32 protein-coding genes are annotated in these 26,813 nt (G+C 66.0%); all 32 read right to left on the reverse strand.

All coding sequences use genetic code 11. The annotated features are described in order from the left end of the window. Positions 1-4: 4 nt before the first annotated feature. Positions 5-226, reverse strand: coding sequence for a translation initiation factor IF-1 (gene infA, locus ACFXJ5_RS02270; RefSeq protein WP_003956442.1), 222 nt, complete (start codon positions 224-226; stop codon positions 5-7). A gap of 256 nt (positions 227-482) precedes the next feature. Continuing rightward, positions 483-1,319, reverse strand: coding sequence for a type I methionyl aminopeptidase (gene map, locus ACFXJ5_RS02275; RefSeq protein WP_384625630.1), 837 nt, complete (start codon positions 1,317-1,319; stop codon positions 483-485). Positions 1,320-1,503: 184 nt separating this feature from the next. Then, a complete protein-coding gene (locus tag ACFXJ5_RS02280) occupies positions 1,504-2,172 on the reverse strand; it encodes an adenylate kinase (RefSeq protein ID WP_384625633.1) in 669 nt (222 codons plus the stop codon). Then, positions 2,172-3,485 (reverse strand): preprotein translocase subunit SecY, encoded by a 1,314-nt coding sequence (gene secY / locus ACFXJ5_RS02285; RefSeq protein ID WP_384625636.1) that lies wholly within the window; start codon positions 3,483-3,485, stop codon positions 2,172-2,174. The genes ACFXJ5_RS02280 and secY overlap by 1 nt, the downstream gene beginning before the upstream one ends. A gap of 178 nt (positions 3,486-3,663) precedes the next feature. Next, complete coding sequence (gene rplO / locus ACFXJ5_RS02290) at positions 3,664-4,119, reverse strand: 50S ribosomal protein L15 (protein ID WP_127356375.1); 456 nt, start codon at positions 4,117-4,119, stop codon at positions 3,664-3,666. Between the two features lies 1 nt (position 4,120). Further along, entirely contained in the window at positions 4,121-4,303 is a 183-nt protein-coding gene (rpmD, locus tag ACFXJ5_RS02295) for a 50S ribosomal protein L30 (protein ID WP_103886905.1), read from the reverse strand. After that, on the reverse strand, positions 4,303-4,908 hold the full coding sequence (rpsE, locus tag ACFXJ5_RS02300) for a 30S ribosomal protein S5 (RefSeq protein ID WP_127356376.1): 606 nt from the start codon (positions 4,906-4,908) through the stop codon (positions 4,303-4,305). Before rpsE ends, rpmD begins: the two co-directional genes overlap by 1 nt. Before the next feature lie 43 nt (positions 4,909-4,951). Continuing rightward, complete coding sequence (gene rplR, locus ACFXJ5_RS02305; RefSeq protein ID WP_384625641.1) at positions 4,952-5,335, reverse strand: 50S ribosomal protein L18; 384 nt, start codon at positions 5,333-5,335, stop codon at positions 4,952-4,954. A gap of 3 nt (positions 5,336-5,338) precedes the next feature. Further along, entirely contained in the window at positions 5,339-5,878 is a 540-nt protein-coding gene (rplF, locus tag ACFXJ5_RS02310) for a 50S ribosomal protein L6 (RefSeq protein WP_127356378.1), read from the reverse strand. Between the two features lie 22 nt (positions 5,879-5,900). After that, positions 5,901-6,299 carry a 30S ribosomal protein S8 gene (gene rpsH / locus ACFXJ5_RS02315; RefSeq protein WP_127356379.1) on the reverse strand — a complete coding sequence of 133 codons (399 nt, stop codon included), beginning with the start codon at positions 6,297-6,299 and terminating at the stop codon, positions 5,901-5,903. Between the two features lie 212 nt (positions 6,300-6,511). Then, on the reverse strand, positions 6,512-6,697 hold the full coding sequence (locus ACFXJ5_RS02320; protein ID WP_030890724.1) for a type Z 30S ribosomal protein S14: 186 nt from the start codon (positions 6,695-6,697) through the stop codon (positions 6,512-6,514). A gap of 3 nt (positions 6,698-6,700) precedes the next feature. Continuing rightward, positions 6,701-7,258 (reverse strand): 50S ribosomal protein L5, encoded by a 558-nt coding sequence (gene rplE / locus ACFXJ5_RS02325; protein ID WP_127356380.1) that lies wholly within the window; start codon positions 7,256-7,258, stop codon positions 6,701-6,703. Then, entirely contained in the window at positions 7,258-7,581 is a 324-nt protein-coding gene (gene rplX, locus ACFXJ5_RS02330) for a 50S ribosomal protein L24 (protein WP_127356381.1), read from the reverse strand. The genes rplE and rplX overlap by 1 nt, the downstream gene beginning before the upstream one ends. A 3-nt stretch (positions 7,582-7,584) precedes the next feature. Further along, positions 7,585-7,953, reverse strand: coding sequence for a 50S ribosomal protein L14 (rplN, locus tag ACFXJ5_RS02335; RefSeq protein ID WP_073492414.1), 369 nt, complete (start codon positions 7,951-7,953; stop codon positions 7,585-7,587). A gap of 100 nt (positions 7,954-8,053) precedes the next feature. After that, a complete protein-coding gene (rpsQ, locus tag ACFXJ5_RS02340) occupies positions 8,054-8,335 on the reverse strand; it encodes a 30S ribosomal protein S17 (protein ID WP_127356382.1) in 282 nt (93 codons plus the stop codon). Continuing rightward, positions 8,335-8,559 (reverse strand): 50S ribosomal protein L29, encoded by a 225-nt coding sequence (gene rpmC, locus ACFXJ5_RS02345; protein ID WP_127356383.1) that lies wholly within the window; start codon positions 8,557-8,559, stop codon positions 8,335-8,337. Before rpmC ends, rpsQ begins: the two co-directional genes overlap by 1 nt. Beyond that, positions 8,559-8,978, reverse strand: a complete 420-nt coding sequence (gene rplP, locus ACFXJ5_RS02350; RefSeq protein ID WP_127356384.1) for a 50S ribosomal protein L16 — start codon at positions 8,976-8,978, stop codon at positions 8,559-8,561. Before rplP ends, rpmC begins: the two co-directional genes overlap by 1 nt. 5 nt (positions 8,979-8,983) lie before the next feature. Beyond that, complete coding sequence (gene rpsC, locus ACFXJ5_RS02355) at positions 8,984-9,823, reverse strand: 30S ribosomal protein S3 (protein ID WP_127356385.1); 840 nt, start codon at positions 9,821-9,823, stop codon at positions 8,984-8,986. Beyond that, the gene (gene rplV, locus ACFXJ5_RS02360) at positions 9,823-10,170 is read right to left on the reverse strand and encodes a 50S ribosomal protein L22 (RefSeq protein WP_127356416.1); all 348 of its coding nucleotides are present in this window, start codon (positions 10,168-10,170) and stop codon (positions 9,823-9,825) included. Before rplV ends, rpsC begins: the two co-directional genes overlap by 1 nt. Before the next feature lie 43 nt (positions 10,171-10,213). Then, complete coding sequence (gene rpsS / locus ACFXJ5_RS02365) at positions 10,214-10,495, reverse strand: 30S ribosomal protein S19 (RefSeq protein WP_127356386.1); 282 nt, start codon at positions 10,493-10,495, stop codon at positions 10,214-10,216. Between the two features lie 12 nt (positions 10,496-10,507). After that, entirely contained in the window at positions 10,508-11,344 is an 837-nt protein-coding gene (gene rplB, locus ACFXJ5_RS02370) for a 50S ribosomal protein L2 (RefSeq protein ID WP_384625650.1), read from the reverse strand. Positions 11,345-11,383: 39 nt separating this feature from the next. After that, entirely contained in the window at positions 11,384-11,707 is a 324-nt protein-coding gene (gene rplW / locus ACFXJ5_RS02375; protein WP_384625653.1) for a 50S ribosomal protein L23, read from the reverse strand. Continuing rightward, positions 11,707-12,357 carry a 50S ribosomal protein L4 gene (rplD, locus tag ACFXJ5_RS02380; RefSeq protein WP_384625656.1) on the reverse strand — a complete coding sequence of 217 codons (651 nt, stop codon included), beginning with the start codon at positions 12,355-12,357 and terminating at the stop codon, positions 11,707-11,709. Before rplD ends, rplW begins: the two co-directional genes overlap by 1 nt. A 4-nt stretch (positions 12,358-12,361) precedes the next feature. Beyond that, positions 12,362-13,006 carry a 50S ribosomal protein L3 gene (gene rplC, locus ACFXJ5_RS02385; protein WP_384625659.1) on the reverse strand — a complete coding sequence of 215 codons (645 nt, stop codon included), beginning with the start codon at positions 13,004-13,006 and terminating at the stop codon, positions 12,362-12,364. A 14-nt stretch (positions 13,007-13,020) separates the two neighbouring features. Next, on the reverse strand, positions 13,021-13,329 hold the full coding sequence (gene rpsJ, locus ACFXJ5_RS02390) for a 30S ribosomal protein S10 (RefSeq protein ID WP_127356391.1): 309 nt from the start codon (positions 13,327-13,329) through the stop codon (positions 13,021-13,023). A 478-nt stretch (positions 13,330-13,807) separates the two neighbouring features. Further along, the gene (gene tuf, locus ACFXJ5_RS02395) at positions 13,808-15,001 is read right to left on the reverse strand and encodes an elongation factor Tu (protein ID WP_384625661.1); all 1,194 of its coding nucleotides are present in this window, start codon (positions 14,999-15,001) and stop codon (positions 13,808-13,810) included. A 173-nt stretch (positions 15,002-15,174) separates the two neighbouring features. Beyond that, on the reverse strand, positions 15,175-17,304 hold the full coding sequence (gene fusA / locus ACFXJ5_RS02400) for an elongation factor G (protein ID WP_384625663.1): 2,130 nt from the start codon (positions 17,302-17,304) through the stop codon (positions 15,175-15,177). Between the two features lie 38 nt (positions 17,305-17,342). Next, entirely contained in the window at positions 17,343-17,813 is a 471-nt protein-coding gene (gene rpsG, locus ACFXJ5_RS02405) for a 30S ribosomal protein S7 (protein WP_384625666.1), read from the reverse strand. Positions 17,814-17,815: 2 nt separating this feature from the next. Then, positions 17,816-18,187 (reverse strand): 30S ribosomal protein S12, encoded by a 372-nt coding sequence (rpsL, locus tag ACFXJ5_RS02410; protein ID WP_014144289.1) that lies wholly within the window; start codon positions 18,185-18,187, stop codon positions 17,816-17,818. A gap of 257 nt (positions 18,188-18,444) precedes the next feature. Continuing rightward, positions 18,445-18,882, reverse strand: a complete 438-nt coding sequence (locus tag ACFXJ5_RS02415) for a DUF1707 and DUF4190 domain-containing protein (RefSeq protein WP_384625669.1) — start codon at positions 18,880-18,882, stop codon at positions 18,445-18,447. A gap of 69 nt (positions 18,883-18,951) precedes the next feature. Next, positions 18,952-22,851, reverse strand: coding sequence for a DNA-directed RNA polymerase subunit beta' (locus ACFXJ5_RS02420; RefSeq protein ID WP_384625671.1), 3,900 nt, complete (start codon positions 22,849-22,851; stop codon positions 18,952-18,954). A gap of 95 nt (positions 22,852-22,946) precedes the next feature. After that, on the reverse strand, positions 22,947-26,432 hold the full coding sequence (gene rpoB / locus ACFXJ5_RS02425) for a DNA-directed RNA polymerase subunit beta (RefSeq protein ID WP_384625674.1): 3,486 nt from the start codon (positions 26,430-26,432) through the stop codon (positions 22,947-22,949). Between the last annotated feature and the right edge of the window lie 381 nt (positions 26,433-26,813).

Raw genomic sequence — 26,813 nt, forward strand, 5'->3', positions numbered from 1 at the left:
GTTGCTACTTGTAGCGGTAGACGATCCGTCCGCGCGTCAGGTCGTACGGAGACAACTCCACGACGACCCGGTCATCCGGGAGAATGCGGATGTAGTGCATCCGCATCTTGCCGCTGATGTGCGCGAGGACCTTGTGACCGTTCTGCAGCTCCACCTTGAACATTGCGTTCGGCAGAGACTCGATAACGGTGCCCTCGATCTCGATGGCGCCTTGCTTCTTGGCCATGTCCTGCTTTCGGGATCGACTACCTTGGTCGGCCCGTACATGCACGCAGGCATGCGAGAGCCGACGTGTCAGTCTACGTCAGCCCATCCTGAAAGACGAATCCTGGCCCATACCATGCCCAACCCCCGAGATCATTACGCCCCCCGGGCTCTTCTTCATGCCGCTCTCGCGGGCGCTTCGCTGGCTTCGAGCGGCTGCGCCGGCCTCCGACCGACGACCCGGGCTCACGCCAGCGGGTCCGGCCGGGCACGGAACGCTAGGCCAGAGGGTCCGGCGCCGCCGTAATCCCGTACTCGGCCAGCTTCGCCTTGCCGCCGTCCACGGCGGTCAGGACCAGGGGGCCCTCTTCCGTAAGAGCCACGGAGTGCTCCCAGTGGGAGGACCAGGTGCCGTCGTTGGTCTTGACGGTCCACTCGTCCTCGAGGACGTGGGTGAGGGGGGTGCCGAGGCTGACCATGGGCTCGATGGCGAGGGCGAGACCGGGGATGAGGCGGATGCCGCGGCCGCGCTTGCGGTTGACGTAGTTGAGGAGGTGGGGGTCCATGTGCATGGCGGTGCCGATGCCGTGGCCGCCGTATTCCTCGATGATTCCGTACTTGCCGCCGCCGGGCTTGGGCTGGCGGCGGATGTACGTCTCGATGGCGCGGGAGATGTCGACCAGGCGGTCACCCTTGCGGAAGGCGGCGATGCCGGCCCACATGGACTCCTCGGTGACGCGGCTGAGCTCAACCAGCTCCGGGGCGTGACCGGTGCCGACGAAGGCGGTGTACGCGGCGTCGCCGTGCCAGCCGTCGACGATGGCGCCGCAGTCGATGGAGATGATGTCGCCGTCCTTGAGGACGGTCGCGGTGTCGGGGATGCCGTGGACGACGACCTCGTTGACCGAGGTGCAGATCGTCGCCGGGAAACCGCCGTAACCGAGGAAGTTCGACTTGGCCCCGTGGTCGGCGAGCACCTTGCGGGCGACGTCGTCCAGGTCCTTCGTCGTGGCCCCGGGGACCGCCACGTCGCGGGTCGCCTCGTGGATGGCCGCGACGACAAGACCCGCCGCCCGCATCTTCGCGATCTGCTCGGGGTTCTTGATCTCGACCATCGGGCCCTCGCCTCTCTGTTTCCGGTTGAACGTCTCTGCCAAGTCTGCCGCAACCATCAATTGAGGCACCCCCACGGTGAGCGACCACGGCCACGAGACCGGCGGCGCCCAGCCGCAAAGAAAGGTACGGCCGCGGTGCCCATGGGGCGCCGCGGCCGTTTCGTGCTTCGTGCGGACGTGCTGTCTACTCGGCTACCGCGCCCTTGCGCGCCCGCAGCGCGTCCATCGCTCGCTCGGTGACCTCGGCCACCGGCCCGAGCGCGGAGATCGTGATCACCAGATCCTGCGCCCGGTAGTAGTCGATGATCGGCTCGGTCTCGCGGTGGTAGACCTCGAGACGGCGCCGCACCGTCTCCTCGGTGTCGTCCTCGCGCTGGTACAGCTCGCCACCGCACTCGTCGCAGACACCGTCGGCCTTCGGCTTCTTGTACTCGACGTGGAAGGTGTGGCTGCTGTCGTTGCGGCACGTACGGCGGCCGGCGATACGCCGGACCACCTCCTCCTCCGGGACCTCCAGGTCGAGGACCGCGTCGAGCGCGATGCCCTCCTCCTTGAGGATCCGGTCGAGCGCCTCGGCCTGGTTGAGGTTGCGCGGGAAGCCGTCGAGCAGGAAGCCGTGTGCGGCGTCCGGCTGCTCCCAGCGGGCCTTCGCCATGCCGATGGTGACCTCGTCGGGCACCAGGTCGCCGGCCTTCATATAGGCCTCCGCCTGCTTGCCGAGCGGCGTGCCCTGGCTGATGTTGGCGCGGAAGAGGTCGCCCGTGGAAATGTGCGGGATCGACAGGTTCCTGGCAAGGTACGCGGCCTGCGTACCCTTGCCCGCCCCAGGAGGGCCGACGAGGACGATGCGCATCAGCGGAGGAACCCTTCGTAATTACGCTGCTGAAGCTGGCTCTCGATCTGCTTCACGGTCTCCAGACCGACACCCACGATGATGAGGATGCTCGTCCCGCCGAACGGGAAGTTCTGGTTCGCGTTGAACAGCACCAGCGCCACGGTGGGCACCAGGGCGATCAGACCCAGATACATCGCACCCGGCCACGTGATCCGATTGAGCACGTAGCTGAGGTACTCAGCGGTGGGTCGACCAGCCCGGATGCCCGGGATGAACCCACCATACTTCTTCATGTTGTCGGCCACTTCCTCGGGGTTGAAGGAGATGGCGACGTAGAAGAACGCGAAGAAAACGATCAGCAGGAAGTACGTGGCGATGTAAATCGGGTGGTCACCCTTGACCAGGTTGGCCTGCACCCATTGCGCCCAGCCCGCCGTCGAGCCGCTGAACGACACGATCAGCGACGGGATGTAGAGCAGCGACGAGGCGAAGATGACCGGGATCACACCCGCCTGGTTGACCTTCAAGGGGATGTACGTGGACGTACCGCCGTAGGACCGGCGGCCGATCATGCGCTTCGCGTACTGCACCGGGATGCGGCGCTGGGCCTGTTCGACGAAGACCACAAGGGCCACCATCACCAGCCCGATCGCGATGACCGAGAAGAACTCGACCCAACCGTCCGCGATCTTGCCGGACTTCTTGATCGCCCACAGGGAGGTCGGGAAGCCGGCGGCGATCGAGAGGAACATCAGGATCGACATGCCGTTGCCGATGCCGCGGTCGGTGATGAGCTCACCGAGCCACATGATGACGGCGGTGCCGGCGGTCATGGTGACGACCATGGTGATCGTGGTGAAGATCGACGTGTCCGGGACGATGCCGAAGCGGTTGGAACACGCGGAGAACAGGGTGCCGGAGCGGGCGGTGGCCACCAGGCCGGTGCCCTGCAGAACGGCGAGCGCGACGGTCAGATAGCGCGTGTACTGCGTGATCTTCGTGGTGCCTGCCTGGCCCTCCTTCTTGAGGGCCTCCAGGCGCGGAATGACCACGGTCAGCAGCTGAAGGATGATGCTCGCCGTGATGTACGGCATGATCCCGAGCGCGAAGATGGTCAGCTGGAGAAGCGCACCACCGCTGAACAGGTTGACCAGGCCGAAGAGGCCAGAGGTGCCCCCTACTTCCCTGATGCAGTCATTGACGACCTGGTAGTCGACGCCCGGTACCGGGATATGTGCTCCCAGCCGGAAGATCGCCATGATGCCCAGCGTGAACAGCAGCTTCTTGCGCAGGTCGGGCGTCCTGAACGCCCGGGCGAACGCGGTGAGCACGGTGCCTCCTGCGACCCCCCGCGACGCGCGCGGTAGGTGACGGTCTCGATAGCTAGGACAACGAATGAATAGCAGTGTCCGCCACCTTACCGGCGGGGAACCTCCGCTAGGAATGACCAACCGGGGATGCCCCGCACAAAGTGCGGAACATCCCCGGCTGAGGAGTCACTTTTCGAACTCAGACGAGCTCGGTGACGGTGCCGCCGGCAGCGGCGATCTTCTCCTTGGCGGAGCCGGAGACCGCGTCAACGGTCACCTGCAGCGCCACGGTGATCTCGCCGGTGCCGAGCACCTTGACGAGGTGGTTCTTGCGAACCGCACCCTTGTCGATCAGGTCCGCAACCGTGACCTCGCCACCCTCGGGGTAGAGGACCGCGAGCTTGTCCAGGTTGACGACCTGGTACTCGGTGCGGAACGGGTTCTTGAAGCCCTTGAGCTTCGGCAGGCGCATGTGGAGGGGCATCTGCCCACCCTCGAAGCGCGCGGGAACCTGGTAGCGGGCCTTGGTGCCCTTGGTACCGCGACCGGCCGTCTTGCCCTTGGACGCCTCACCACGACCCACGCGGGTCTTGGCGGTCTTGGCGCCCGGAGCCGGACGGAGGTTGTGCGGCTTGAGCGGGTTCTCGTTACTCATGTCAGTCAACCTCCTCAACCGTGACGAGGTGGCGGACGGTCTGGACCATGCCGCGGATCTCCGGGCGGTCCTCCTTGACCACGACGTCGTGCAGGCGCTTGAGCCCGAGCGAACGCAGGGTGTCACGGTGGTTCTGCTTGCTACCGATGTAGGACTTCGTCTGCGTGACCTTGAGGCGAGCCATTACGCACCCACCCCGGCACGAGCACGCAGCAGGGCTGCGGGCGCGACGTCCTCCAGCGGCAGGCCGCGGCGGGCAGCGATCTCCTCGGGGCGCTGAAGCCCCTGGAGCGCGGCCACCGTGGCGTGCACGATGTTGATCGCGTTCGACGATCCGAGCGACTTCGACAGGATGTCGTGGACGCCGGCGCACTCGAGCACGGCACGCACCGGGCCACCGGCGATAACGCCGGTACCGGGGGAAGCCGGCTTGAGCATGACGACGCCCGCCGCCTTCTCACCCTGGATCGGGTGCGGGATGGTGCCCTGGATACGGGGGACCTTGAAGAAGTGCTTCTTGGCCTCCTCAACACCCTTGGCGATGGCGGCCGGCACCTCCTTGGCCTTGCCGTAACCGACACCGACGGTGCCGTCACCATCGCCCACCACGACCAGCGCGGTGAAGCTGAAGCGACGACCACCCTTCACTACCTTGGCGACACGGTTGATGGCGACAACACGCTCGACGTAGGCGGTCTTCTCGGCCTGCTGGCCACCGTCCCGCCGGTCCTTGCGTTCCCGCCGCTCGCCGCCACCGGCACCGCTTCCGCGGCGCTGGGGTCCAGCCATTGGAATTACCTCTCTTCGTTGCTTCCGCTAGCTACGAGCGGACTCAGAACTTGAGCCCGGCTTCGCGGGCGGCGTCCGCCAGGGCGGCGATGCGCCCGGCGTACTGGTTGCCGCCACGGTCGAACACGACAGTCTCGACGCCCTTGGCCTTCGCACGCTCGGCCACGAGCTGGCCGACCTGCTTCGCCTTGGCGCTCTTGTCGCCTTCGCCGCCGCGGATGGACGAGTCGAGAGTCGACGCCGACGCGAGCGTGTGGCCCGCGATGTCGTCGATGACCTGAGCCGTGATACCGCGGTTGGAGCGGGTCACGACCAGGCGCGGGCGTTCTTCCGTACCCGAGATCCGCTTGCGGACCCGGATGTGGCGACGCTTGAGGGCGGCACCCTTGTACGCCTTGCCCTTGGCGATCTTCACACCGTATGCCATGGCTTACTTACCCGCCTTTCCGACCTTGCGGCGGATGACTTCGCCCTCGTACTTGACACCCTTGGCCTTGTACGGGTCGGGCTTCCGCAGCTTGCGGATGTTCGCGGCGACCTCGCCGACCTTCTGCTTGTCGATGCCCTCGACCGAGAACTTGGTGGGGTTCTCGACCTTGAAGGAGATGCCCTCAGGGGCCTCGACGAGGATCGGGTGGCTGTAGCCCAGGGCGAACTCCAGGTTGGAGCCCTTCGCCTGGACGCGGTAGCCGACACCGCTGATCTCGAGCTTCTTGCTGTAGCCCGCGGTCACGCCGGTGATCATGTTCGCCACCAGCGTGCGGGACAGGCCGTGCAGGGCCTTGTTCTGACGCTCGTCGTTGGGGCGGGTCACCTGCAGGGTGCCGTCCTCGCCCTTGGCGATCTCGATCGGCGCGGCAACGGTGTGGGAGAGGGAACCCTTGGGGCCCTTCACCGAAACCGTCCGGCCATCGATGGTGACGTCCACGCCGGCGGGAACCGGGATGGGCAGCCGTCCAATACGCGACATTGCTGAACCTCCGTTTCCCGAGTTACCAGACGTAGGCGAGGACTTCTCCGCCTACACCCTTCTTGGCGGCCTGCTGGCCGGTGAGGAGACCGTGGGACGTGGAGATGATCGCCACGCCCAGGCCGCCGAGCACCTTCGGCAGGTTGGTGGACTTTGCGTAGACCCGCAGACCGGGCTTGCTGATGCGCTTGATGCCGGCGATCGAGCGCTCGCGGTTCGGACCGAACTTCAGGTCGATGGTGAGGTTCTTGCCGACCTCGGCGTCCTCGACCTTCCAGCCCGCGATGTAACCCTCCTGCTGGAGGATCTCCGCGATGTGCGACTTGATCTTGCTGAACGGCATGGTGACATCGTCGTGGTACGCGGAGTTCGCGTTCCGCAGACGCGTCAGCATGTCTGCGATCGGGTCAGTCATGGTCATGTGATGGCCTTAGGCCTCTCTCGCCGGGGTTTCCTATCTGCGCCATCCCTCTCCCCCACTCATGCTGGGGACGGGTGCGGCACGGGGACCTACGGCGTAGTAAGACGGTCGTGGGCGGCGGGCGCCCAACCCTTCTACCTTACGGTAAGAAAGGCCGGGCTCCCGCCATCCAGATGCTTACCGAGAGCCCTGGTCAATCCCGAAGGTCGGGATTACCAGGAGCTCTTGGTCACGCCCGGCAGCTCGCCACGGTGAGCCATCTCACGAAGGCACACGCGGCACAGGCCGAACTTGCGGTACACGGAGTGGGGTCGACCGCAGCGCTGGCAACGGTTGTAGGCACGGACCGCAAACTTGGGCTTGCGGGCGGCCTTGGCAATGAGAGCCTTCTTCGCCACGGCTCACGCCTCCTTGAACGGGAAGCCGAGGTGACGAAGGAGCGCGCGGCCCTCAGCGTCGTTGGTCGCCGTGGTGACCACGGTGATGTCCATACCCCGGACGCGGTCGATCTTGTCCTGGTCGATCTCGTGGAACATGACCTGCTCCGTGAGACCGAAGGTGTAGTTGCCACGGCCGTCGAACTGCTTCGGCGACAGACCACGGAAGTCGCGGATGCGCGGGAGCGCGAGCGACAGCGTACGGTCCAGGAACTCCCACATGCGGTCGCCCCGGAGGGTGACGTGGGCGCCGATCGGCTGGCCCTCACGCAGCTTGAACTGCGCGATGGACTTACGGGCCTTGGTGACGGCCGGCTTCTGACCGGTGATCGTGGCGAGGTCGCGGATGGCGCCCTCGATCAGCTTGGAGTCGCGGGCGGCGTCGCCCACACCCATGTTGACCACGATCTTGACGAGGCCGGGGATCTGCATGACGTTCTCGTACGAGAACTCCTCACGCAGCTTGCCCGCGATTTCCTCGCGGTAGCGCAGCTTGAGGCGCGGCTGGGTGGTGGTAGTCATCAGATGTCCTCACCCGTCCGCTTGGCAACGCGGATCTTGTTGCCCTCGTCGTCGAAGCGGTATCCGACGCGAGTGACGACCTTCTTGCCGTCCTTCTCCACGACCAGCTGAACGTTGCTGACGTGAATCGGGGCCTCGGTCGTGATGATGCCGCCGGTCTTGGAACCACGGGCGGTCTGGCCGGCCTTGGTGTGCTTCTTGACCCGGTTGACACCCTCGACCAGGACGCGGTCGTCGACGGGGTAGGCAACGATGACCTTGCCCGTCTTGCCCTTGTCCTTACCGGTGATGACCTGGACCAGGTCGCCCTTCTTGATCTTCATCGGTTACAGCACCTCCGGCGCGAGAGAAACGATCTTCATGAACTTCTTCTCGCGCAGCTCACGACCCACCGGGCCGAAGATACGGGTGCCGCGGGGGTCGCCGTCGTTCTTGAGGATGACGGCGGCGTTCTCGTCGAACCGGATGTACGAGCCGTCAGCGCGACGGCGCTCCTTGACGGTCCGGACGATGACCGCCTTGACGACCTCGCCCTTCTTCACGTTGCCACCGGGGATCGCGTCCTTGACGGTGGCGACGATGACGTCACCGATTCCCGCGTAGCGGCGGCCCGAGCCACCGAGAACACGGATGCAAAGGATTTCCTTCGCACCGGTGTTGTCGGCGATCCGAAGCCGCGACTCCTGCTGGATCACGTCTATCTCCTGATTGTCGCGTCGGTTCCCGGCAGGGGCGGGTTGCCCCGACCCCTGCCGAGCCTGACGGAACGGTCCTGAAGGGAAAGCCCTTCAGGGATTACTTGGCCTTCTCGAGGATCTCGACGATCCGCCACCGCTTCGTGGCGGACTGCGGCCGGGTCTCCGCGAGGAGGACACGGTCGCCGACGCCGGCGGCGTTCTGCTCGTCATGCGCCTTGAGCTTGTTCGTGCGGCGGATGACCTTGCCGTAGAGGGCGTGCTTGACACGGTCCTCGACGGCGACGACGACGGTCTTGTCCATCTTGTCGCTGACGACAAGGCCCTCGCGGGTCTTGCGGTCGGCGCGTGCGGTCTTGTCAGTCACATTCTTCTCGCTCATCAGGCGCTCTCCACCGTCTCGATGCCGAGCTCACGCTCACGCATGAGGGTGTAGATCCGGGCGATGTCCTTGCGGACGATCTTCAGCCGGGTGTTGTTCTCCAGCTGGCCGGTGGCCGCCTGGAAGCGAAGGTTGAACAGCTCTTCCTTCGCCTCGCGGAGCTTGCCGAGGAGACCCTCGTCATCCAGCTCACGCAGCTCTGCCGTCTTGGTGCCGGCCGCCATTACGACTCACCTGCCTCGCGCCGGATGATCCGGCACTTCATCGGAAGCTTGTGGGCGGCGCGGGTCAGCGCCTCCTTGGCAACCTTTTCGTTCGGGAAGGACAGCTCGAACATCACCCGGCCGGGGTGAACGTTCGCGATCCACCACTCCGGAGAACCCTTACCGGAACCCATGCGGGTTTCGGCCGGCTTCTTCGTCAGCGGACGGTCCGGGTAGATGTTGATCCAGACCTTGCCACCACGGCGGATGTGACGGGTGATGGCGATACGAGCGGACTCGATCTGCCGGTTCGTCACATAGGCCGGGGTGACGGCCTGGATGCCGTACTCACCGAACGCCAGCTCGGTGCCGCCCTTGGCCATGCCACGGCGCTTGGGGTGGTGCTGCTTACGGTGCTTGACCCGACGGGGGATCAGCATGAGGGTCAGGCCTCCGTTCCGGGGGTCTCCGCAGCCGCCGGAGCCTCAGAAGCGACAGCCTCGGCCTTGGGGGCCTGGGCAGCGTCACCCTGGGGACGACGACCACGGCCGCCGCGCTCGCCACCGCGGCGCTGCGGACGGTCATTACCGCCACCGCCGGCACCACGGGCCGGGCGGTTGCCCGCGCGGGCAGCGGCGTTGTCGGCGCGGACCTCGGCGATGTTCTTGACGTCGCCCTTGTAGATCCAGACCTTCACACCGATACGGCCGAAGGTCGTACGGGCCTCGAAGAAGCCGTAGTCGACGTTCGCGCGGAGCGTGTGCAGGGGCACCCGGCCCTCGCGGTAGAACTCCGAGCGGGACATCTCGGCGCCGCCGAGACGACCGCCGCACTGGATCTTGATGCCCTTGGCGCCGGCCTTCATCGTGCTCTGCATGCTCTTGCGCATCGCACGACGGAAGGAGACACGGGAGGACAGCTGCTCGGCGACGGCCTGGGCCACCAGCTGAGCGTCCGTCTCCGGGTTCTTGACCTCGAGGATGTTCAGCTGGACCTGCTTGCCGGTCAGCTTCTCGAGGTCACCGCGGATACGGTCGGCCTCCGCGCCACGACGGCCGATGACGATGCCCGGCCGGGCGGTGTGGATGTCGACGCGGACGCGGTCACGGGTGCGCTCGATCTCAACCTTCGAGATGCCGGCGCGCTCCATGCCCTGCGTCATCATCTTGCGGATGGCCACGTCTTCCTTGACGTAGTCCTTGTACAGCTTGTCGGCGTACCAACGGGACTTGAAGTCCGTGGTGATGCCGAGCCGGAACCCATGCGGGTTAACCTTCTGGCCCATTACCGGGTCCCTTCCTTGCTGGAGACGACCACGGTGATGTGGCTGGTCCGCTTGCGGATCCGGTAGGCACGGCCCTGGGCGCGCGGCCGGAACCGCTTCAGGGTCGGGCCCTCATCCACGAACGCCTCGCTGATGAACAGCGACTCGGCGTCCGTGTGGTCGTAGTTGTGCGCGGCGTTGGCAATGGCACTGTCCAGCACCTTGCCCACCGGCACGCTCGCGGCCTGCGGGGCGAAACGCAGGACCGCCTGAGCCTCCGTGGCGCTCATGCCACGGATAAGGTCCACCACGCGGCGGGCCTTCATGGGCGTGACGCGGATGTACCGCGCCTGGGCCCTGGCTTCCATGGTTGTCCCTTCGGTGTCAGTCATAGTCGTTCACACCCCGCCGTCAGCGACGCTTCGACTTGCGGTCGTCCTTGACGTGGCCGCGGAAGGTGCGGGTCGGCGAGAACTCGCCGAGCTTGTGGCCGACCATGGACTCGGTGACGAACACCGGGACGTGGATCTTGCCGTTGTGCACCGCGATGGTGTGGCCCAGCATTGCCGGGATGATCATCGAGCGCCGGGACCAGGTCTTGATGACGTTCTTGGTGCCAGCTTCGTTCTGTACGTCCACCTTCTTGATCAGGTGGTCGTCGACGAAGGGCCCCTTCTTGAGACTGCGCGGCATCTAAACCCGCTCCTAGCGCTTCTTGTTCGTCTTGCGGCGGCGGACGATGTACTTGCTGCTGGCCTTCTTCGGCGAGCGAGTACGTCCTTCCTTCTGACCCCACGGGCTGACCGGGTGACGGCCTCCCGAGGTTTTGCCCTCGCCACCACCGTGCGGGTGGTCGACGGGGTTCATGGCCACACCGCGGACGGTCGGGCGGACGCCCTTCCAGCGCATACGGCCGGCCTTGCCCCAGTTGATGTTCGACTGCTCGGCGTTGCCGACCTCGCCAATCGTGGCGCGGCAGCGAACGTCGACCATACGGACCTCACCGGACGGCATACGAAGGGTGGCCATGGAGCCCTCCTTCGCCAGCAGCTGGACGGAAGAGCCCGCGCTGCGGGAGATCTTCGCGCCGCCGCCGGGACGCAGCTCGATGGCGTGAATGGTCGTACCGACCGGGATGTTGCGGAGCGGGAGGTTGTTGCCGGGCTTGATGTCGGCGCCGGCGCCGTTCTCGATCCGGTCACCCTGGCTCAGCTTGGCCGGGGCCAGGATGTAGCGCTTCTCGCCGTCCGCGTAGTGGAGCAGCGCGATGCGCGCGGTGCGGTTGGGGTCGTACTCGATGTGCGCGACCTTGGCCGGCACGCCGTCCTTGTCGTGACGACGGAAGTCGATCACTCGGTAGGCGCGCTTGTGGCCACCGCCCTGGTGGCGAACGGTCACACGACCGGCGTTGTTACGGCCGCCCTTGCTGTGCAGAGGGCGGACCAGCGACTTCTCCGGCGTGGACCGCGTGATCTCGACAAAGTCGGCGACGCTGGAGCCACGACGGCCCGGGGTCGTCGGCTTGTACTTGCGGATACCCATTTCTCAGTCCTCGTCCGATTCCGGACGACTCGGACTCCGTTAGGAGACCGGGCCGCCGAAGATGTCGATTCGGTCGCCCTCAGCGAGGGTCACGATGGCGCGCTTGGTGTCCTTGCGCTTGCCGAAACCGGTGCGGGTGCGCTTGCGCTTGCCCTGCCGGTTGATCGTGTTGACCCCGGTGACCTTGACCGAGAAGACCGCCTCGACGGCCTGCTTGATCTGGGTCTTGTTCGAGCCCGGCGCAACGATGAACGTGTACTTGTTCTCGTCCAGCAGGGCGTAGCTCTTCTCCGACACGACCGGCTTGACAAGAATGTCGCGCGGGTCCGTGAAGGTCTTGCTCGTGGTCGTCGCCTCGGACATCAGGCGTCGCTCCCTTCGGTTTCGGCGGCGCCGTTACCGGTGAAGCGGTCGAAGGCGTCCTTGGTGAACACCACGTCGTCGGAGACAAGCACGTCGTACGTGTTCAGCTGGCCGGCCTCCAGGATGTGCACCTGGGGCAGGTTGCGGGCGGACAGCCACGCGGCCTCGTCGGCACGCTCGACGACCAGGAGCACGTTCTTACGCTCGCTGATCTTGCCGAGGAGGGACTTGGCGGCCTTGGTCGACGGGGCGGAGCCCTCGACGACGCCGGTCACGACGTGGATGCGGTTGTGACGCGCCCGGTCGGTCAGAGCGCCCTTGAGGGCGGCCTTGACCATCTTCTTCGGGGTCCGCTGCGAGTAGTCACGCGGCTTGGGGCCGTGGACGACGCCACCGCCGACGAACTGCGGGGCGCGGGTCGAACCCTGACGGGCGCGGCCGGTGCCCTTCTGGCGGTACGGCTTCTTGCCACCACCGCGGACTTCGCCACGACGCTTGGTGCTGTGCGTGCCCTGACGGGCAGCGGCCAGCTGCGCCACGACGACCTGGTGGATCAGCGGGATGCTGACCTTGGCGTCGAAGATCTCGGCCGGGAGCTCTACGGTCCCGGTGGTGTCGCCGGAGGGCGACAGAATGTCAATGGTGCTCATATCCTCAGGCCCCCTTGGCCGCGGTGCGGACCAGGACGAGGCCGCCGTTCGGACCGGGGATGGCTCCCTTGATGAGGAGCAGTCCCTTCTCCGCGTCAACGGCGTGGACGGTCAGGTTCTGGGTGGTGACCCGCTCGTTGCCCATACGGCCCGCCATGCGCATGCCCTTGAACACACGGCCCGGGGTGGCGCAGCCACCGATGGAGCCGGGCGAGCGGTGCTTGCGCTGGGTGCCGTGACCGGCGCCGAGGCCCTTGAAGTTGTGACGCTTCATGACACCGGCGAAGCCCTTGCCCTTGCTCTTGCCCGTGACGTCAACCTTGACGCCGGACTCGAACACCTCGGCAGTGATCTCCTGGCCGAGCGTGTACTCGCTGGCGTCGGAGGTACGGAGCTCCACCAGGTGGCGGCGGGGGGTCACGTCTGCCTTGGCGAAGTGGCCCTTGAGGGGCTTGTTCACCTTGCGCGGGTCGATCTCGCCGAAGGCGATCTGGACCGACTCGTAACCGTCGACGTCGTTGGTACGGACCTGGGTAACGACGTTCGGGCCGGCCTTGACCACGGTGACCGGGACGACACGGTTGTTCTCGTCCCAGACCTGGGTCATGCCGAGCTTCTCGCCCAGGATGCCCTTGATCTGCTTAGCCATCTTCTCCGCGCCTCTCAGAGCTTGATCTCGATGTCAACGCCGGCCGGAAGGTCCAGGCGCATCAACGAGTCAACGGTCTTGGGCGTCGGGTCGAGGATGTCGATCAGGCGCTTGTGCGTGCGCATCTCGAAGTGCTCGCGCGAGTCCTTGTACTTGTGCGGCGACTTGATGACGCAGTACACGTTCTTCTCAGTGGGCAGCGGCACCGGGCCCGCGACATGCGCACCAGTACGGGTCACCGTCTCGACGATCTTCTTCGCCGAAGAGTCGATGACCTCGTGGTCGTATGCCTTGAGCCGGATGCGGATCTTCTGTCCCGCCATGGCTTCCTCGTAATCCTGTCTCTTTGGAACGCTCTGGAACCTGGTGATTTCGACCGTCTTCCCCGACCCACGCGGTCGGGCGTGTCGTACCCCTTTCCGTAAATCTCCGCATGGCGAAGATCCCTCGTGAAGGGGTTCGTGGGAGAAGACACCCACCAGGCGCCTGGTCTGCACCCCGTTGACACTTCCCGGAAGATTCCCGTACGTCCGCCCCATTGCTGCCCGGAGGCAGATAAGGCGACGAGTACCGTGGGACTCGCTTCCGGTCCTCCCGACGAGAGGCGTGCAACATCGGCGCTCGACCGAGCAACTTGGCTAGTGTGCCATACCGGCCGCGCCGGACGCCAATCGGGCGCAGTACCTTACCCGTGACGTCGGTCATGTCAAACCTGATGCCACCTGGTGCACCCAAAGCCGAGGGCCCGGTCCCACCGCCGAAGCGGTGGGACCGGGCCCTCGTACCAGCTGGGTCGCTAGATCACTGGGTGATCTTGGTGACCTGGCCGGCGCCGACCGTACGGCCACCCTCGCGGATGGCGAACTTCAGGCCCTCCTCCATGGCGATCGGCTGGATCAGCTGAACGCTCATGGCGGTGTTGTCGCCCGGCATGACCATCTCGGTGCCCTCGGGGAGGGTCACGACGCCGGTCACGTCGGTGGTCCGGAAGTAGAACTGCGGACGGTAGTTGTTGAAGAAGGGGGTGTGACGGCCACCCTCGTCCTTCGACAGGATGTAGGCCTGGGCCTCGAACTGGGTGTGCGGCGTGACCGTACCCGGCTTGATGATGACCTGGCCGCGCTCGACGTCCTCGCGCTTGATGCCACGGAGGAGCAGACCGACGTTCTCACCGGCCTGGCCCTCGTCGAGCAGCTTGCGGAACATCTCGATGCCGGTGACCGTGGTGGTGGTCTTCTCCGGCTTGATGCCGATGATGTCGACGGTCTCGTTGACCTTGAGGACACCACGCTCGATACGACCGGTGACAACGGTGCCACGGCCGGTGATCGTGAAGACGTCCTCGATCGGCATCAGGAAGGGCTTCTCGACGTCACGCTCGGGAGTCGGGATGGCCTCGTCCACGGCCGCCATGAGGCCGAGGAGCTTCTCGCCCCACTCCTTGTCGCCCTCAAGGGCCTTGAGCGCGGAGACGCGCACGACCGGCAGGTCGTCGCCCGGGAACTCGTACTCGGAGAGCAGCTCACGGACCTCGAGCTCAACGAGCTCCAGGATCTCCTCGTCGTCCACCATGTCGGCCTTGTTCAGGGCGACAACGATGTACGGAACGCCGACCTGGCGGGCCAGGAGCACGTGCTCCTTGGTCTGCGGCATCGGGCCGTCGGTGGCGGCGACCACGAGGATGGCGCCGTCCATCTGCGCCGCACCCGTGATCATGTTCTTGATGTAGTCCGCGTGACCGGGGCAGTCGACGTGCGCGTAGTGACGCGACTCCGTCTGGTACTCGACGTGCGCGATCGAGATCGTGATACCGCGCTGGCGCTCCTCGGGAGCCTTGTCGATCTGGTCGAAGGCCGAGGCCTCGTTCAGGTCCGGGTACGCGTCATGCAGCACCTTGGTAATGGCGGCCGTGAGGGTCGTCTTACCGTGGTCGATGTGACCGATGGTGCCGATGTTGACGTGCGGCTTAGTCCGCTCGAACTTCGCCTTCGCCACTGGGGTCCTCCTGTGGAGTGGTTCTGTACGCCTTGCTTCATCGGCGCCAGGTGATCTTTGCTGGGGTTGCGGGCGAGGAGGGCACCCGCCGCGATCTTCTTACGGATTGCGACGGTATGCCCCACTGCCTGCCGTCAAGCCTAAGGCTTGCGTGGAACTCCGGGATCCCGGAGCTACTCGCCCTTGGCCTTCGCGATGATCTCCTCGGCGACGTTCCGCGGAACCTCGGCGTAGGAGTCGAACTGCATCGAGTAGCTTGCGCGACCCGAGGTCTTGCTGCGGAGGTCGCCGACGTAGCCGAACATCTCCGAGAGGGGCACGAGGCCCTTCACGACGCGGGCGCCGCTGCGCTCCTCCATGGCCTGGATCTGGCCACGGCGGGAGTTGAGGTCGCCGATGACGTCGCCCATGTAGTCCTCGGGCGTGGTGACCTCAACGGCCATCATCGGCTCGAGGAGCACGGGGCTCGCCTTGCGCGCACCCTCCTTGAACGCCTGCGAACCGGCGATCTTGAAGGCGAGTTCGGAGGAGTCGACCTCGTGGTAGCCACCGTCGAGAAGGGTGACGCGGACGCCCACCATCTCGTAGCCGGCCAGGATGCCGAACTTCATGGCCTCCTGCGCACCGGCGTCCACCGACGGAATGTACTCGCGGGGGATGCGGCCACCGGTGACCTTGTTGACGAACTCGTAGGACGCGTCGCCACCCTCGAGCGGCTCGAGCATGATCTGCACCTTGGCGAACTGACCGGTACCACCGGTCTGCTTCTTGTGGGTGTAGTCAATGCGCTCGACCGTCTTGCGGATGGTCTCGCGGTACGCGACCTGCGGCTTGCCGACGTTGGCCTCGACCTTGAACTCGCGCTTCATGCGGTCGACCAGCACCTCGAGGTGCAGTTCGCCCATGCCGCCGATGATGGTCTGGCCGGTCTCCTCGTCCGAGTGGACCTGGAAGGAGGGGTCCTCCTCCGAGAGCCGCTGGATGGCGACACCCAGCTTCTCCTGGTCACCCTTGGACTTGGGCTCGATGGCGACCTGAATGACCGGCGCCGGGAAGTCCATGGACTCCAGGATCACCGGGTTCTTCTCGTCGCACAGCGTCTCACCGGTGGTGGTCTGCTTCAGGCCCATGACGGCGATGATGTCGCCGGCGCCCACCGAGTCGATCTCCTCACGCTTGTTCGCGTGCATGCGGTAGATCTTGCCGATGCGCTCCTTCTTGCCCTTGACGGAGTTCAGCACAGCGCTGCCGGACTCCAGGCGGCCCGAGTAAACCCGGACGAAGGTGAGCTTGCCGAGGTGCGGGTCGCTCATGATCTTGAACGCAAGGCCGGAGAACGGCTCGTCGTCCGACGGCTTGCGCTTGATGATGACGTCGGGGTCCTTGACGTCGTGGCCCTCGATGGCCTCGACGTCCAGGGGCGACGGCAGGTAACGCACGACCGCGTCGAGCAGGGGCTGTACGCCCTTGTTCTTGAACGCGGTGCCGCAGAACACCGGGGTGACGGTGACAGAGCCCGCGCCGCCCTTGGAGGCGAGGGTGATGCGGCGGATGGCCGCCATCAGCTGCTCCTGGTCGGGCTCCTGGCCCTCCAGGTACAGCTCCATCATCTCGTCGTCGTTCTCGGCCACGGCCTCGAGCAGCTTGCCGCGCCACTCGTCGGCCGCCTCGACGTGGGTGTCCGGGATGTCGACGACGTCGTACATCTCGCCCTTGGTCGCCTCGGCGGACCAGACCAGAGCCTTCATCTGGACGAGGTCGACCACGCCCTTGAAGTCGGCCTCGGCACCGATCGGGAGCTGCATGACCAGCGGAACCGCGCCAAGGCGGTCCACGATCATGTCGACGCAGCGGTGGAACTCCGCGCCGGTGCGGTCGAGCTTGTTGACGAAGCAGATACGCGGCACGCCGTAGCGGTCCGCCTGACGCCAGACAGTCTCGGACTGCGGCTCCACGCCGGCGACACCGTCGAAGACGGTGACGGCGCCGTCGAGGACGCGGAGCGAACGCTCCACCTCGACGGTGAAGTCGACGTGACCGGGGGTGTCGATGATGTTGATCGTGTGATCAACACCCTCGAGCGGCCAGTGACAGGTCGTCGCGGCGGACGTGATGGTGATGCCGCGCTCCTGCTCCTGCTCCATCCAGTCCATCGTGGCAGCGCCGTCGTGGACTTCACCGATCTTGTACGAAACACCGGTGTAGAACAGGATCCGCTCGGTGGTGGTCGTCTTGCCCGCGTCGATGTGGGCCATGATCCCGATGTTGCGGACCTTGGCCAGGTCAAGCGAAGTGGTGGCCATAAGGCTCAGTCTTCTCTCGGTTCTCGATGGGGTTGTGACTACCAGCGGTAGTGCGCGAAGGCCTTGTTGGACTCGGCCATCTTGTGGGTGTCCTCGCGACGCTTGACGGCGGCACCGAGACCGTTGCTGGCATCCAGCAGCTCGTTCATCAGGCGCTCGGTCATGGTCTTCTCGCGGCGGGCGCGGGAGTAGCCCACGAGCCACCGGAGGGCGAGGGTGGACTGACGACCCGGGCGGACCTCGACGGGCACCTGGTAGGTCGCGCCACCGACGCGGCGGGACTTGACCTCGATGGCCGGCTTGACGTTCTCCAGGGCGCGCTTCAGCGTGATGACCGGGTCGTTGCCGGTCTTCTCGCGAAGGCCCTCGAGGGCGCCGTACACGATGCGCTCAGCGGTGGAGCGCTTGCCGTGGAGGAGAATCTTGTTGACGAGCGAGGTCACCAGAGGAGAACCGTAAACCGGGTCGATGATGACCGGGCGCTTCGGGGCGGGGCCCTTACGAGGCATTCTTACTTCTCCTTCTTGGCGCCGTAGCGGCTGCGGGCCTGCTTGCGGTTCTTGACACCCTGGGTGTCGAGGGAGCCGCGGATGATCTTGTAGCGAACACCCGGCAGGTCCTTCACACGGCCGCCGCGCACGAGCACGATGGAGTGCTCCTGCAGGTTGTGGCCCTCACCCGGAATGTAAGCGGTGACCTCGATGCCACTGGTCAGGCGGACACGAGCCACCTTGCGCAGCGCCGAGTTCGGCTTCTTCGGGGTGGTCGTGTAGACGCGCGTGCAGACGCCGCGACGCTGGGGGGAACCCTTCAGCGCGGGCGTCTTGTTCTTCTCGACCTTGTCCTGCCGGCCCTTCCGGACCAGCTGCTGGATCGTAGGCACCGTTTCTCCGGTTTCTGTGTGCCGATCTCGATACATCTAACCTGGGGTTTCAGCGACCCGCTCCGACCCACGCGGTCGGGTGTGTCGCGGACCTCATACGTTTCCCGGGGAACGGGAAGTGCGTATTTGTCGGTGTCTCGGCCACGGTGTCCCACGCGGTCAAGTGCACGCGCGAGAACCCGGGCACACCCCAGGCACAAGGTCAGAGCGTACCTATAGCATCGGCTCCGGTCAAAATGAAAGCCGCTGCGCCGCCGTCAGCGCACCTCGTGCACCACCGCGGTGATCAGCGCGACCGCAAGCAGCACGGCCACCAGCATCACGATGGTGACCACATAACCGAGCACCAGGCCCCCCACCGCCATCCCGTCGCCCTGCTCGCCGGTGCGACGGATCTCACGCCGGGCCATGTGCCCCAGCACTATGGCCGGAATCGCCGTCACCCCCACGAAGACCCCGCTCACCCCGCAGACCAGTGCCCCCACCGCCTTGCTGTTGGTGCGCGGAGGTCCGGGCACCAACGGCAGCGGGGGCCGCGGCAGGTCATGGGTGAGCGCGCCGAGTTCGCCGCTCGTACGGGCCTGGAAGGCCAGGCCTATCCGGTCCTCGTACTCCCCCTGCGTCAGACGCCCCTCGGTGAAGGCGTCCTTCAGGGTCTCCACCGCACGCTCGCGGTCAGCGTCACCGGCCAGCATCTCTCCATCATGCCGCAGGGCGGCCACCCCGGCGTGGGGTGGCCGCCCTGCGGTTCACAGCGGTACGACTCAGCCGTTGTACGGGCCGTAGTCGTAGTCCTCCAGCGGGACGGCCTGGCCGGAGCCGGTGCCGAACGGGCTGTAGTCGATGTCGTCGTAGCCGACGGCCGAGTACATCGCGGCCTTGGCCTCCTCGGTCGGCTCGACCCGGATGTTGCGGTAGCGGGACAGGCCCGTACCGGCCGGGATGAGCTTACCGATGATGACGTTCTCCTTGAGGCCCAGCAGCGAGTCCGACTTGGCGTGGATCGCCGCGTCGGTGAGCACTCGGGTCGTCTCCTGGAAGGAGGCGGCCGACAGCCAGGACTCGGTCGCCAGCGAGGCCTTGGTGATACCCATCAGCTGCGGACGGCCGGAGGCGGGGTGACCGCCCTCGGAGACCACACGACGGTTCTCGGTCTCGAAGCGACCACGCTCGACCAGCTCGCCGGGCAGCAGCTCGGCATCGCCGGACTCGATGATCGTCACGCGGCGGAGCATCTGCCGGATGATGATCTCGATGTGCTTGTCGTGGATCGACACACCCTGCGAGTTGTAGACCTTCTGGACCTCGTTGACCAGGTGCACCTGCACCGCGCGCTGGCCGAGGATGCGCAGCACGTCGTGCGGGTTGGTCGCGCCGACGATCAGCTTCTGGCCGACCTCGACGTGGTCACCCTCGCTCACCAGGACACGGGCACGCTTGGAGATCGGGTAAGGGATCTCGTCGGTGCCGTCGTCCGGAGTGACGATGATCTTCTTGGTCTTCTCGGTCTCCTCGATACGGACCCGGCCGACGGCCTCCGAGATCGGGGCCACGCCCTTGGGCGTACGGGCCTCGAAGAGCTCGACGACACGCGGCAGACCCAGGGTGATGTCGTCACCGGCCACACCACCGGTGTGGAAGGTACGCATCGTCAGCTGGGTACCGGGCTCACCGATCGACTGGGCCGCGATGATGCCGACGGCCTCGCCGATGTCCACCAGCTTGCCGGTGGCCAGGGAGCGGCCGTAGCACATGGCGCAGGTGCCGACGGCGGACTCACAGGTCAGGACCGAACGCATCTTGACCTGCTCGACGTCGTTCGCGACGAGCTGGCCGATCAGTACGTCGCCCAGGTCGGCGCCGGCCGTGGCCAGCACCTTGCCGTCCACCACGACGTCCTCTGCGAGGCAGCGGGCGTAGACCGTGGACTCGACGTTGTCGTTCTTGCGAAGGACACCGTCGTCGCCGCGCGAGGCGATCGTCAGCTTGAGGCCGCGCTCGGTGCCGCAGTCCTCCTCGCGGATGATGACGTCCTGCGAGACGTCCACCAGACGACGGGTGAGGTAACCCGAGTCGGCGGTACGCAGGGCGGTGTCGGCGAGACCCTTACGGGCACCGTGGGTGGAGATGAAGTACTCCAGCACGGACAGGCCCTCGCGGAACGACGCCTTGATGGGACGGGGAATCGTCTCGTTCTTGGCGTTGGACACCAGGCCACGCATACCCGCGATCTGACGCATCTGCATCATGTTTCCGCGGGCACCCGAGTCGACCATCATGAAGATCGGGTTGGTCTTCGGGAAGTTCGCGTTCATCGCCTCGGCAACCTCGTTGGTCGCCTTGGTCCAGATCGCGATGAGCTCCTGCGTGCGCTCGTCCTTGGTGATCAGACCGCGCTCGTACTGCTTCTGGACCTTCTCGTCCTGGGCCTCGTAGCCCTTGACGATGGCCTTCTTGGCCTCCGGCACGACGATGTCGGAGACAGCGACGGTGACACCGGAACGGGTGGCCCAGTGGAAGCCGGCCGCCTTCAGGTTGTCCAGCGTTGCCGCCACGACGACCTTCGGGTAGCGCTCGGCGAGGTCGTTGACGATCTCGGAGAGCTGCTTCTTGCCCACCGGGTAGTCCACGAACGGGTAGTCCTCGGGCAGCAGCTCGTTGAAGAGCGCCCGCCCCAGGGTCGTGGCCAGCCGGAAGGTGTCGCCGAGCTGGTACGGCTCGTCGCCCTCTTCCTGGGCCGGGGGGGTCCAGCCGCGCGGCGGGACGGTGCCGACCGGGAAGCGGATGTCGACCGTCGACTGCAGCGAGAGCTCGCGGTTGTCGAAGGCCATGATCGCCTCGGCGGTCGAGCCGAACGCCCGACCCTCGCCCTTGAGCTCGCGCTCCTCGGGGTTGGTGGTCAGGAAGAACAGGCCCAGCACCATGTCCTGGGTCGGCATGGTGACGGGACGACCGTCGGCCGGCTTCAGGATGTTGTTCGAGGACAGCATCAGGATGCGGGCCTCGGCCTGCGCCTCCGCGGAGAGCGGCAGGTGGACGGCCATCTGGTCACCGTCGAAGTCCGCGTTGAACGCGGTGCAGACGAGCGGGTGGATCTGGATGGCCTTGCCCTCGACCAGCTGCGGCTCGAAGGCCTGGATGCCGAGGCGGTGCAGGGTCGGTGCACGGTTCAGCAGCACCGGGTGCTCGGCGATGACCTCTTCCAGCACGTCGTACACGACCGTGCGGCCGCGCTCGACCATGCGCTTGGCGCTCTTGATGTTCTGCGCGTGGTTGAGGTCCACCAGGCGCTTCATCACGAACGGCTTGAAGAGCTCCAGCGCCATGGCCTTCGGCAGACCGCACTGGTGCAGCTTGAGCTGCGGGCCGACGACGATGACGGAACGGGCCGAGTAGTCGACTCGCTTGCCGAGCAGGTTCTGACGGAAACGACCCTGCTTGCCCTTGAGCATGTCGCTCAGGGACTTCAGCGGGCGGTTACCGGGACCGGTGACCGGTCGGCCACGACGGCCGTTGTCGAACAGCGCGTCGACGGCCTCCTGCAGCATCCGCTTCTCGTTGTTCACGATGATCTCGGGGGCGCCGAGGTCAAGGAGACGCTTGAGGCGGTTGTTGCGGTTGATGACGCGGCGGTACAGGTCGTTCAGGTCGGAGGTCGCGAAACGGCCACCGTCCAGCTGCACCATCGGACGCAGGTCCGGCGGGATCACCGGGACGCAGTCCAGCACCATGCCGTTGGGCTTGTTGGTGGTCTGCAGGAAGGCGGAGACGACCTTGAGGCGCTTGAGCGCACGGGTCTTCTTCTGGCCCTTGCCGGTCCGGATGATCTCGCGGAGCTTCTCGGCCTCTTCCTCCAGGTCGAAGGACTCCAGGCGCTTCTGCAGCGCCGCGGCACCCATCGAGCCCTGGAAGTACGTGCCGAAGCGCTCGCGCAGCTCGCGGTAGAGCAGCTCGTCACCCTCCAGGTCCTGGACCTTGAGGTTCTTGAAGCGGGCCCACACCTCGTCGAGACGGTCGAGCTCGCGCTGCGCACGGTCGCGCAGCTGCTTCATCTCGCGCTCCGCGCCCTCGCGCACCTTGCGGCGCACGTCGGCCTTGGCGCCCTCGGCCTCCAGCTCGGCCAGGTCCGTCTCGAGCTTCTTCTGCCGGCCCTCGACGTCCGCGTCACGGCGGTTCTCGATGTGCTGGCGCTCGACGGAGACCTGGGCCTCCAGGGAGGGCAGGTCGCGCGTACGGCGCTCGTCGTCCACCCACGTGATCATGTAGGCGGCGAAGTAGATAACCTTCTCGAGGTCCTTCGGGGCGAGGTCGAGCAGGTAGCCCAGCCGCGACGGAACGCCCTTGAAGTACCAGATGTGGGTGACAGGCGCGGCCAGCTCGATGTGGCCCATCCGCTCACGACGCACCTTGGCGCGAGTGACCTCGACGCCGCAGCGCTCACAGATGATGCCCTTGAAGCGGACACGCTTGTACTTGCCGCAGTAGCACTCCCAGTCCCGGGTCGGACCGAAGATCTTCTCGCAGAAGAGTCCGTCCTTTTCGGGCTTGAGGGTTCGGTAGTTGATGGTCTCCGGCTTCTTCACTTCGCCGTGCGACCAAGTACGAATGTCGTCCGCGGTGGCAAGGCCGATCCGCAGCTCGTCGAAGAAGTTGACGTCGAGCACTTGTCGTCAATCCCTCTTTCAGGGTCGAGTGTCAAACATGGTCTGAACGGTCCGGGGAAGGTGGGGGCTCTCCGAGAAGAGCCCCCACCGGCCCGTCAGACCTCTTCGACGCTGCTCGGCTCGCGCCGGGACAGGTCGATACCGAGCTCCTCCGCGGCACGGAAGACGTCCTCGTCGGTGTCGCGCATCTCGATGGACATGCCGTCCGAGGACAGCACCTCCACGTTGAGGCAGAGCGACTGCATTTCCTTGATGAGCACCTTGAAGGACTCGGGGATGCCCGGCTCGGGGATGTTCTCGCCCTTGACGATGGCCTCGTAGACCTTCACGCGGCCGAGCACGTCATCGGACTTGATCGTCAGGAGCTCCTGGAGGGCGTAAGCGGCGCCGTAAGCCTCCAGCGCCCACACCTCCATCTCACCGAAGCGCTGACCACCGAACTGAGCCTTACCACCCAGCGGCTGCTGGGTGATCATGCTGTACGGACCGGTGGAGCGGGCGTGCAGCTTGTCGTCCACCAGGTGGTGCAGCTTGAGGATGTACATGTAGCCGACCGAGATCGGGTCCGGGAACGGCTCGCCGGAGCGGCCGTCGAACATCCGGGCCTTACCCGAGGGCAGGACCATGCGCTCGCCGTCACGGTTCGGGATCGTGGCCTCGAAGAGACCGGTGATCTCGTCCTCGCGGGCACCGTCGAACACCGGGGTGGCGACGTTGGTGCCGGGCTCGACCTGGTCGGCGCCGATGGCCTGCAGGCGCTGCGCCCACTCGACGCTGAGACCGGAGACGTCCCAGCCCTGCTGGGCGAGCCAGCCGAGGTGGATCTCCAGGACCTGTCCCGGGTTCATCCGGGACGGGACGCCGAGCGGGTTGAGCACGATGTCGACCGGGGTGCCGTCCTCCAGGAACGGCATGTCCTCGATCGGCAGGATCTTGGAGATGACGCCCTTGTTGCCGTGACGGCCGGCGAGCTTGTCACCGTCGGTGATCTTCCGCTTCTGCGCCACGTACACGCGCACCAGCTGGTTCACACCGGGGGGAAGCTCGTCGCCCTCCTCGCGGTCGAAGACGCGGACGCCGATGACCTTGCCGGTCTCGCCGTGCGGCACCTTCAGCGAGGTGTCACGGACCTCACGGGCCTTCTCGCCGAAGATCGCGCGGAGCAGACGCTCCTCCGGGGTCAGCTCGGTCTCGCCCTTGGGCGTGACCTTGCCGACCAGGATGTCGCCGGCGACGACCTCGGCACCGATCCGGATGATGCCGCGCTCGTCGAGGTCGGCGAGGACCTCCTCCGAGACGTTCGGGATGTCCCGGGTGATCTCCTCGGGGCCGAGCTTGGTGTCACGGGCGTCGACCTCGTGCTCCTCGATGTGGATCGAGGAGAGGACGTCGTCCTGCACCAGACGCTGGCTGAGGATGATCGCGTCCTCGTAGTTGTGGCCCTCCCACGGCATGAATGCCACGAGCAGGTTCTTGCCGAGCGCCATCTCACCGTTCTCGGTGGACGGACCGTCGGCGAGCACCTGGCCGGCGACGACGCGAGCGCCCTCGTCGACGACGACCTTCTGGTTGAAGGCCGTGCCCTGGTTGGAGCGGGAGAACTTGGCGACGCGGTACGTGTTGTACGTGCCGTCGTCGTTGGCCACGGTGATGTAGTCCGCGGAGACCTCCTGGACCACACCGTCCTTGTCGGCCTTGATGACGTCACCGGCGTCGACCGCGCAGCGGTACTCCATGCCGGTGCCGACCAGCGGGGCCTGGCTCTTGATGAGCGGCACCGCCTGGCGCATCATGTTCGATCCCATGAGCGCGCGGTTGGCGTCGTCGTGCTCCAGGAAGGGGATCATGGCGGTCGCGGCCGACACCATCTGGCGCGGCGAGACATCCATGTAGTCCACTTCGCCGCCGGGCACGAGGTCGACCTCGCCGCCACGGCGACGGACCAGCACACGGGCCTCGACGAAGGTGTTCTCGTCGCTCAGCGGAGCGTTCGCCTGGGCGATGAGGTAGCGGTCCTCCTCGTCGGCGGTCAGGTAGTCGACCTCTTCGGTCACCCGGCCTTCGACGACCTTGCGGTACGGAGTCTCGATGAAGCCGAAGACGTTCACCCGGCCGTACGAGGCGAGCGAGCCGATCAGACCGATGTTCGGGCCTTCGGGGGTCTCGATCGGACACATGCGGCCGTAGTGCGAGGGGTGCACGTCACGGACGTCCAGGCCGGCCCGCTCACGGGACAGACCACCGGGGCCCAGCGCCGACAGGCGGCGCTTGTGGGTCAGGCCCGACAGCGGGTTCGTCTGGTCCATGAACTGGGACAGCTGGCTGGTGCCGAAGAACTCCTTGATGGAGGCGACGACCGGCCGGATGTTGATCAGGGTCTGCGGCGTGATCGCCTCGACGTCCTGGGTCGTCATCCGCTCACGGACCACGCGCTCCATCCGGGCCAGGCCGGTACGCACCTGGTTCTGGATGAGCTCGCCGACGTTGCGCAGACGGCGGTTGCCGAAGTGGTCGATGTCGTCGACCTCGACCACGATGGTCTGGCCGCTCTCGCCGACCGTCTCGGTCTCGCCCGCGTGAAGCTTCACCAGGTACTTGATCGTCGGGATGATGTCCTCGACGGTCAGCACACCGGAGTCCAGCGGCTGGGTGCCGCCGAGCTTCTTGTTGACCTTGTAGCGGCCGACCTGCGCGAGGTCGTAGCGCTTGGGGTTGAAGTAGAGGTTCTCGAGCAGCGTCTGCGCGGCCTCACGGGTCGGGGGCTCGCCCGGACGCAGCTTGCGGTAGATGTCGAGCAGCGCGTCGTCCTGGCCCTGCGTGTGGTCCTTCTCCAGGGTGGCGCGCATGGACTCGTACTCGCCGAACTCCTCGAGGATCTGCTCGGTGGTCCAGCCGAGAGCCTTCAGGAGGACGGTGACCGACTGCTTGCGCTTGCGGTCGATGCGGACACCGACCATGTCGCGCTTGTCGATCTCGAACTCCAGCCAGGCACCCCGGGAGGGGATGACCTTGGCGGAGTAGATGTCCTTGTCGGACGTCTTGTCGATCTGACTGTCGAAGTAGACACCCGGCGAGCGGACCAGCTGCGAGACGACGACACGCTCGGTGCCGTTGATGCAGAAGGTGCCCTTGTTGGTCATGAGCGGGAAGTCGCCCATGAAGACCGTCTGGGACTTGATCTCGCCGGTCTCGTTGTTGGTGAACTCGGCGGTGACGAAGAGCGGGGCAGCGTACGTGAAGTCGCGCTCCTTGCACTCGTCGATCGAGTTCTTGGGAGGCTCGAAGCGGTGGTCGCGGAAGGTCAGCGACATCGACCCGGAGAAGTCCTCGATCGGCGAGATCTCCTCGAAGATCTCTTCCAGGCCGGACTTCGTGGGGACTTCGTGACCACTGTCCAGAGCCGCCTCGACGCGAGACTTCCAGGCGGCATTACCGAGGAGCCAGTCAAAGCTCTCGGTCTGCAGCGCCAGGAGGTTCGGGACCTCGAGCGGCTCCTTGATCTTCGCGAAAGAAATGCGCAGCGGGGCAGTGCTTGCGCCGTTGTTCGTATGGGCAGTCGAGGCGTTGCGCGAGGCGGCCAAGAGGGGGTCCTTCCGAGGGCTCGGACTCACTACGCGCGTACCGGCTTCCGCCCCTGAGCGCAGGCAGGAACATCCTGGTCAGGACGTCCCTCGAGTGTGCTCAGGCTTGGGCTTGCCCCTGGTGACGGGCCAGCGGGCAGCTAACAGGCAGCGCAAAGGGTCAGTGTAGCCACTTGGCACACTGATGTCCAGTGCAGAGTTCCGGAGACCGGCAGAGCCAATCTCTCCCTCCGAGAGGGGTCGCCCCCTCGTTGTACTTCGCGCTTGCATCGCCTGGCGTTACCGAGCATTCCCGCATCGCCGTCGATCCATGCCTCGGTGCTGGTTCGATGTGGCGACGCGTCCTGAGAATTGCGCGCCGCGTGCGGTTCGTCAAGGCCT

It is taken from the genome of Streptomyces sp. NPDC059373 (assembly GCF_042751495.1).
In the GTDB taxonomy this organism is placed as follows: domain Bacteria; phylum Actinomycetota; class Actinomycetes; order Streptomycetales; family Streptomycetaceae; genus Actinacidiphila.

Excerpts from the sequence above, each read along its gene's own strand:
- rplP (WP_127356384.1), bottom strand. The coding sequence starts at position 8,978 with ATGCTGATCCCCCGTCGGGTCAAGCACCGTAAGCAGCACCACCCCAAG.
- rplR (WP_384625641.1), bottom strand. The coding sequence starts at position 5,335 with ATGGCATACGGTGTGAAGATCGCCAAGGGCAAGGCGTACAAGGGTGCC.
- rplE (WP_127356380.1), bottom strand. The coding sequence starts at position 7,258 with ATGACTACCACCACCCAGCCGCGCCTCAAGCTGCGCTACCGCGAGGAA.
- rplW (WP_384625653.1), bottom strand. The coding sequence starts at position 11,707 with ATGTCCGAGGCGACGACCACGAGCAAGACCTTCACGGACCCGCGCGAC.
- rpsC (WP_127356385.1), bottom strand. The coding sequence starts at position 9,823 with ATGGGCCAGAAGGTTAACCCGCATGGGTTCCGGCTCGGCATCACCACG.
- rpmD (WP_103886905.1), bottom strand. The coding sequence starts at position 4,303 with ATGGCTCGCCTCAAGGTCACGCAGACGAAGTCCTACATCGGTAGCAAG.
- rplO (WP_127356375.1), bottom strand. The coding sequence starts at position 4,119 with ATGAGTAACGAGAACCCGCTCAAGCCGCACAACCTCCGTCCGGCTCCG.
- ACFXJ5_RS02280 (WP_384625633.1), bottom strand. The coding sequence starts at position 2,172 with ATGCGCATCGTCCTCGTCGGCCCTCCTGGGGCGGGCAAGGGTACGCAG.
- infA (WP_003956442.1), bottom strand. The coding sequence starts at position 226 with ATGGCCAAGAAGCAAGGCGCCATCGAGATCGAGGGCACCGTTATCGAG.
- rplX (WP_127356381.1), bottom strand. The coding sequence starts at position 7,581 with ATGAAGATCAAGAAGGGCGACCTGGTCCAGGTCATCACCGGTAAGGAC.
- map (WP_384625630.1), bottom strand. The coding sequence starts at position 1,319 with ATGGTCGAGATCAAGAACCCCGAGCAGATCGCGAAGATGCGGGCGGCG.
- rpsE (WP_127356376.1), bottom strand. The coding sequence starts at position 4,908 with ATGGCTGGACCCCAGCGCCGCGGAAGCGGTGCCGGTGGCGGCGAGCGG.
- ACFXJ5_RS02415 (WP_384625669.1), bottom strand. The coding sequence starts at position 18,882 with ATGCTGGCCGGTGACGCTGACCGCGAGCGTGCGGTGGAGACCCTGAAG.
- fusA (WP_384625663.1), bottom strand. The coding sequence starts at position 17,304 with ATGGCCACCACTTCGCTTGACCTGGCCAAGGTCCGCAACATCGGGATC.
- rpsG (WP_384625666.1), bottom strand. The coding sequence starts at position 17,813 with ATGCCTCGTAAGGGCCCCGCCCCGAAGCGCCCGGTCATCATCGACCCG.
- rpsJ (WP_127356391.1), bottom strand. The coding sequence starts at position 13,329 with ATGGCGGGACAGAAGATCCGCATCCGGCTCAAGGCATACGACCACGAG.
- rpsQ (WP_127356382.1), bottom strand. The coding sequence starts at position 8,335 with ATGAGCGAGAAGAATGTGACTGACAAGACCGCACGCGCCGACCGCAAG.
- rplD (WP_384625656.1), bottom strand. The coding sequence starts at position 12,357 with ATGAGCACCATTGACATTCTGTCGCCCTCCGGCGACACCACCGGGACC.
- rplF (WP_127356378.1), bottom strand. The coding sequence starts at position 5,878 with ATGTCGCGTATTGGACGGCTGCCCATCCCGGTTCCCGCCGGCGTGGAC.
- rplC (WP_384625659.1), bottom strand. The coding sequence starts at position 13,006 with ATGGCTAAGCAGATCAAGGGCATCCTGGGCGAGAAGCTCGGCATGACC.
- rpmC (WP_127356383.1), bottom strand. The coding sequence starts at position 8,559 with ATGGCGGCCGGCACCAAGACGGCAGAGCTGCGTGAGCTGGATGACGAG.
- rpsS (WP_127356386.1), bottom strand. The coding sequence starts at position 10,495 with ATGCCGCGCAGTCTCAAGAAGGGGCCCTTCGTCGACGACCACCTGATC.
- rpsH (WP_127356379.1), bottom strand. The coding sequence starts at position 6,299 with ATGACCATGACTGACCCGATCGCAGACATGCTGACGCGTCTGCGGAAC.
- rplV (WP_127356416.1), bottom strand. The coding sequence starts at position 10,170 with ATGGAAGCCAGGGCCCAGGCGCGGTACATCCGCGTCACGCCCATGAAG.
- rplB (WP_384625650.1), bottom strand. The coding sequence starts at position 11,344 with ATGGGTATCCGCAAGTACAAGCCGACGACCCCGGGCCGTCGTGGCTCC.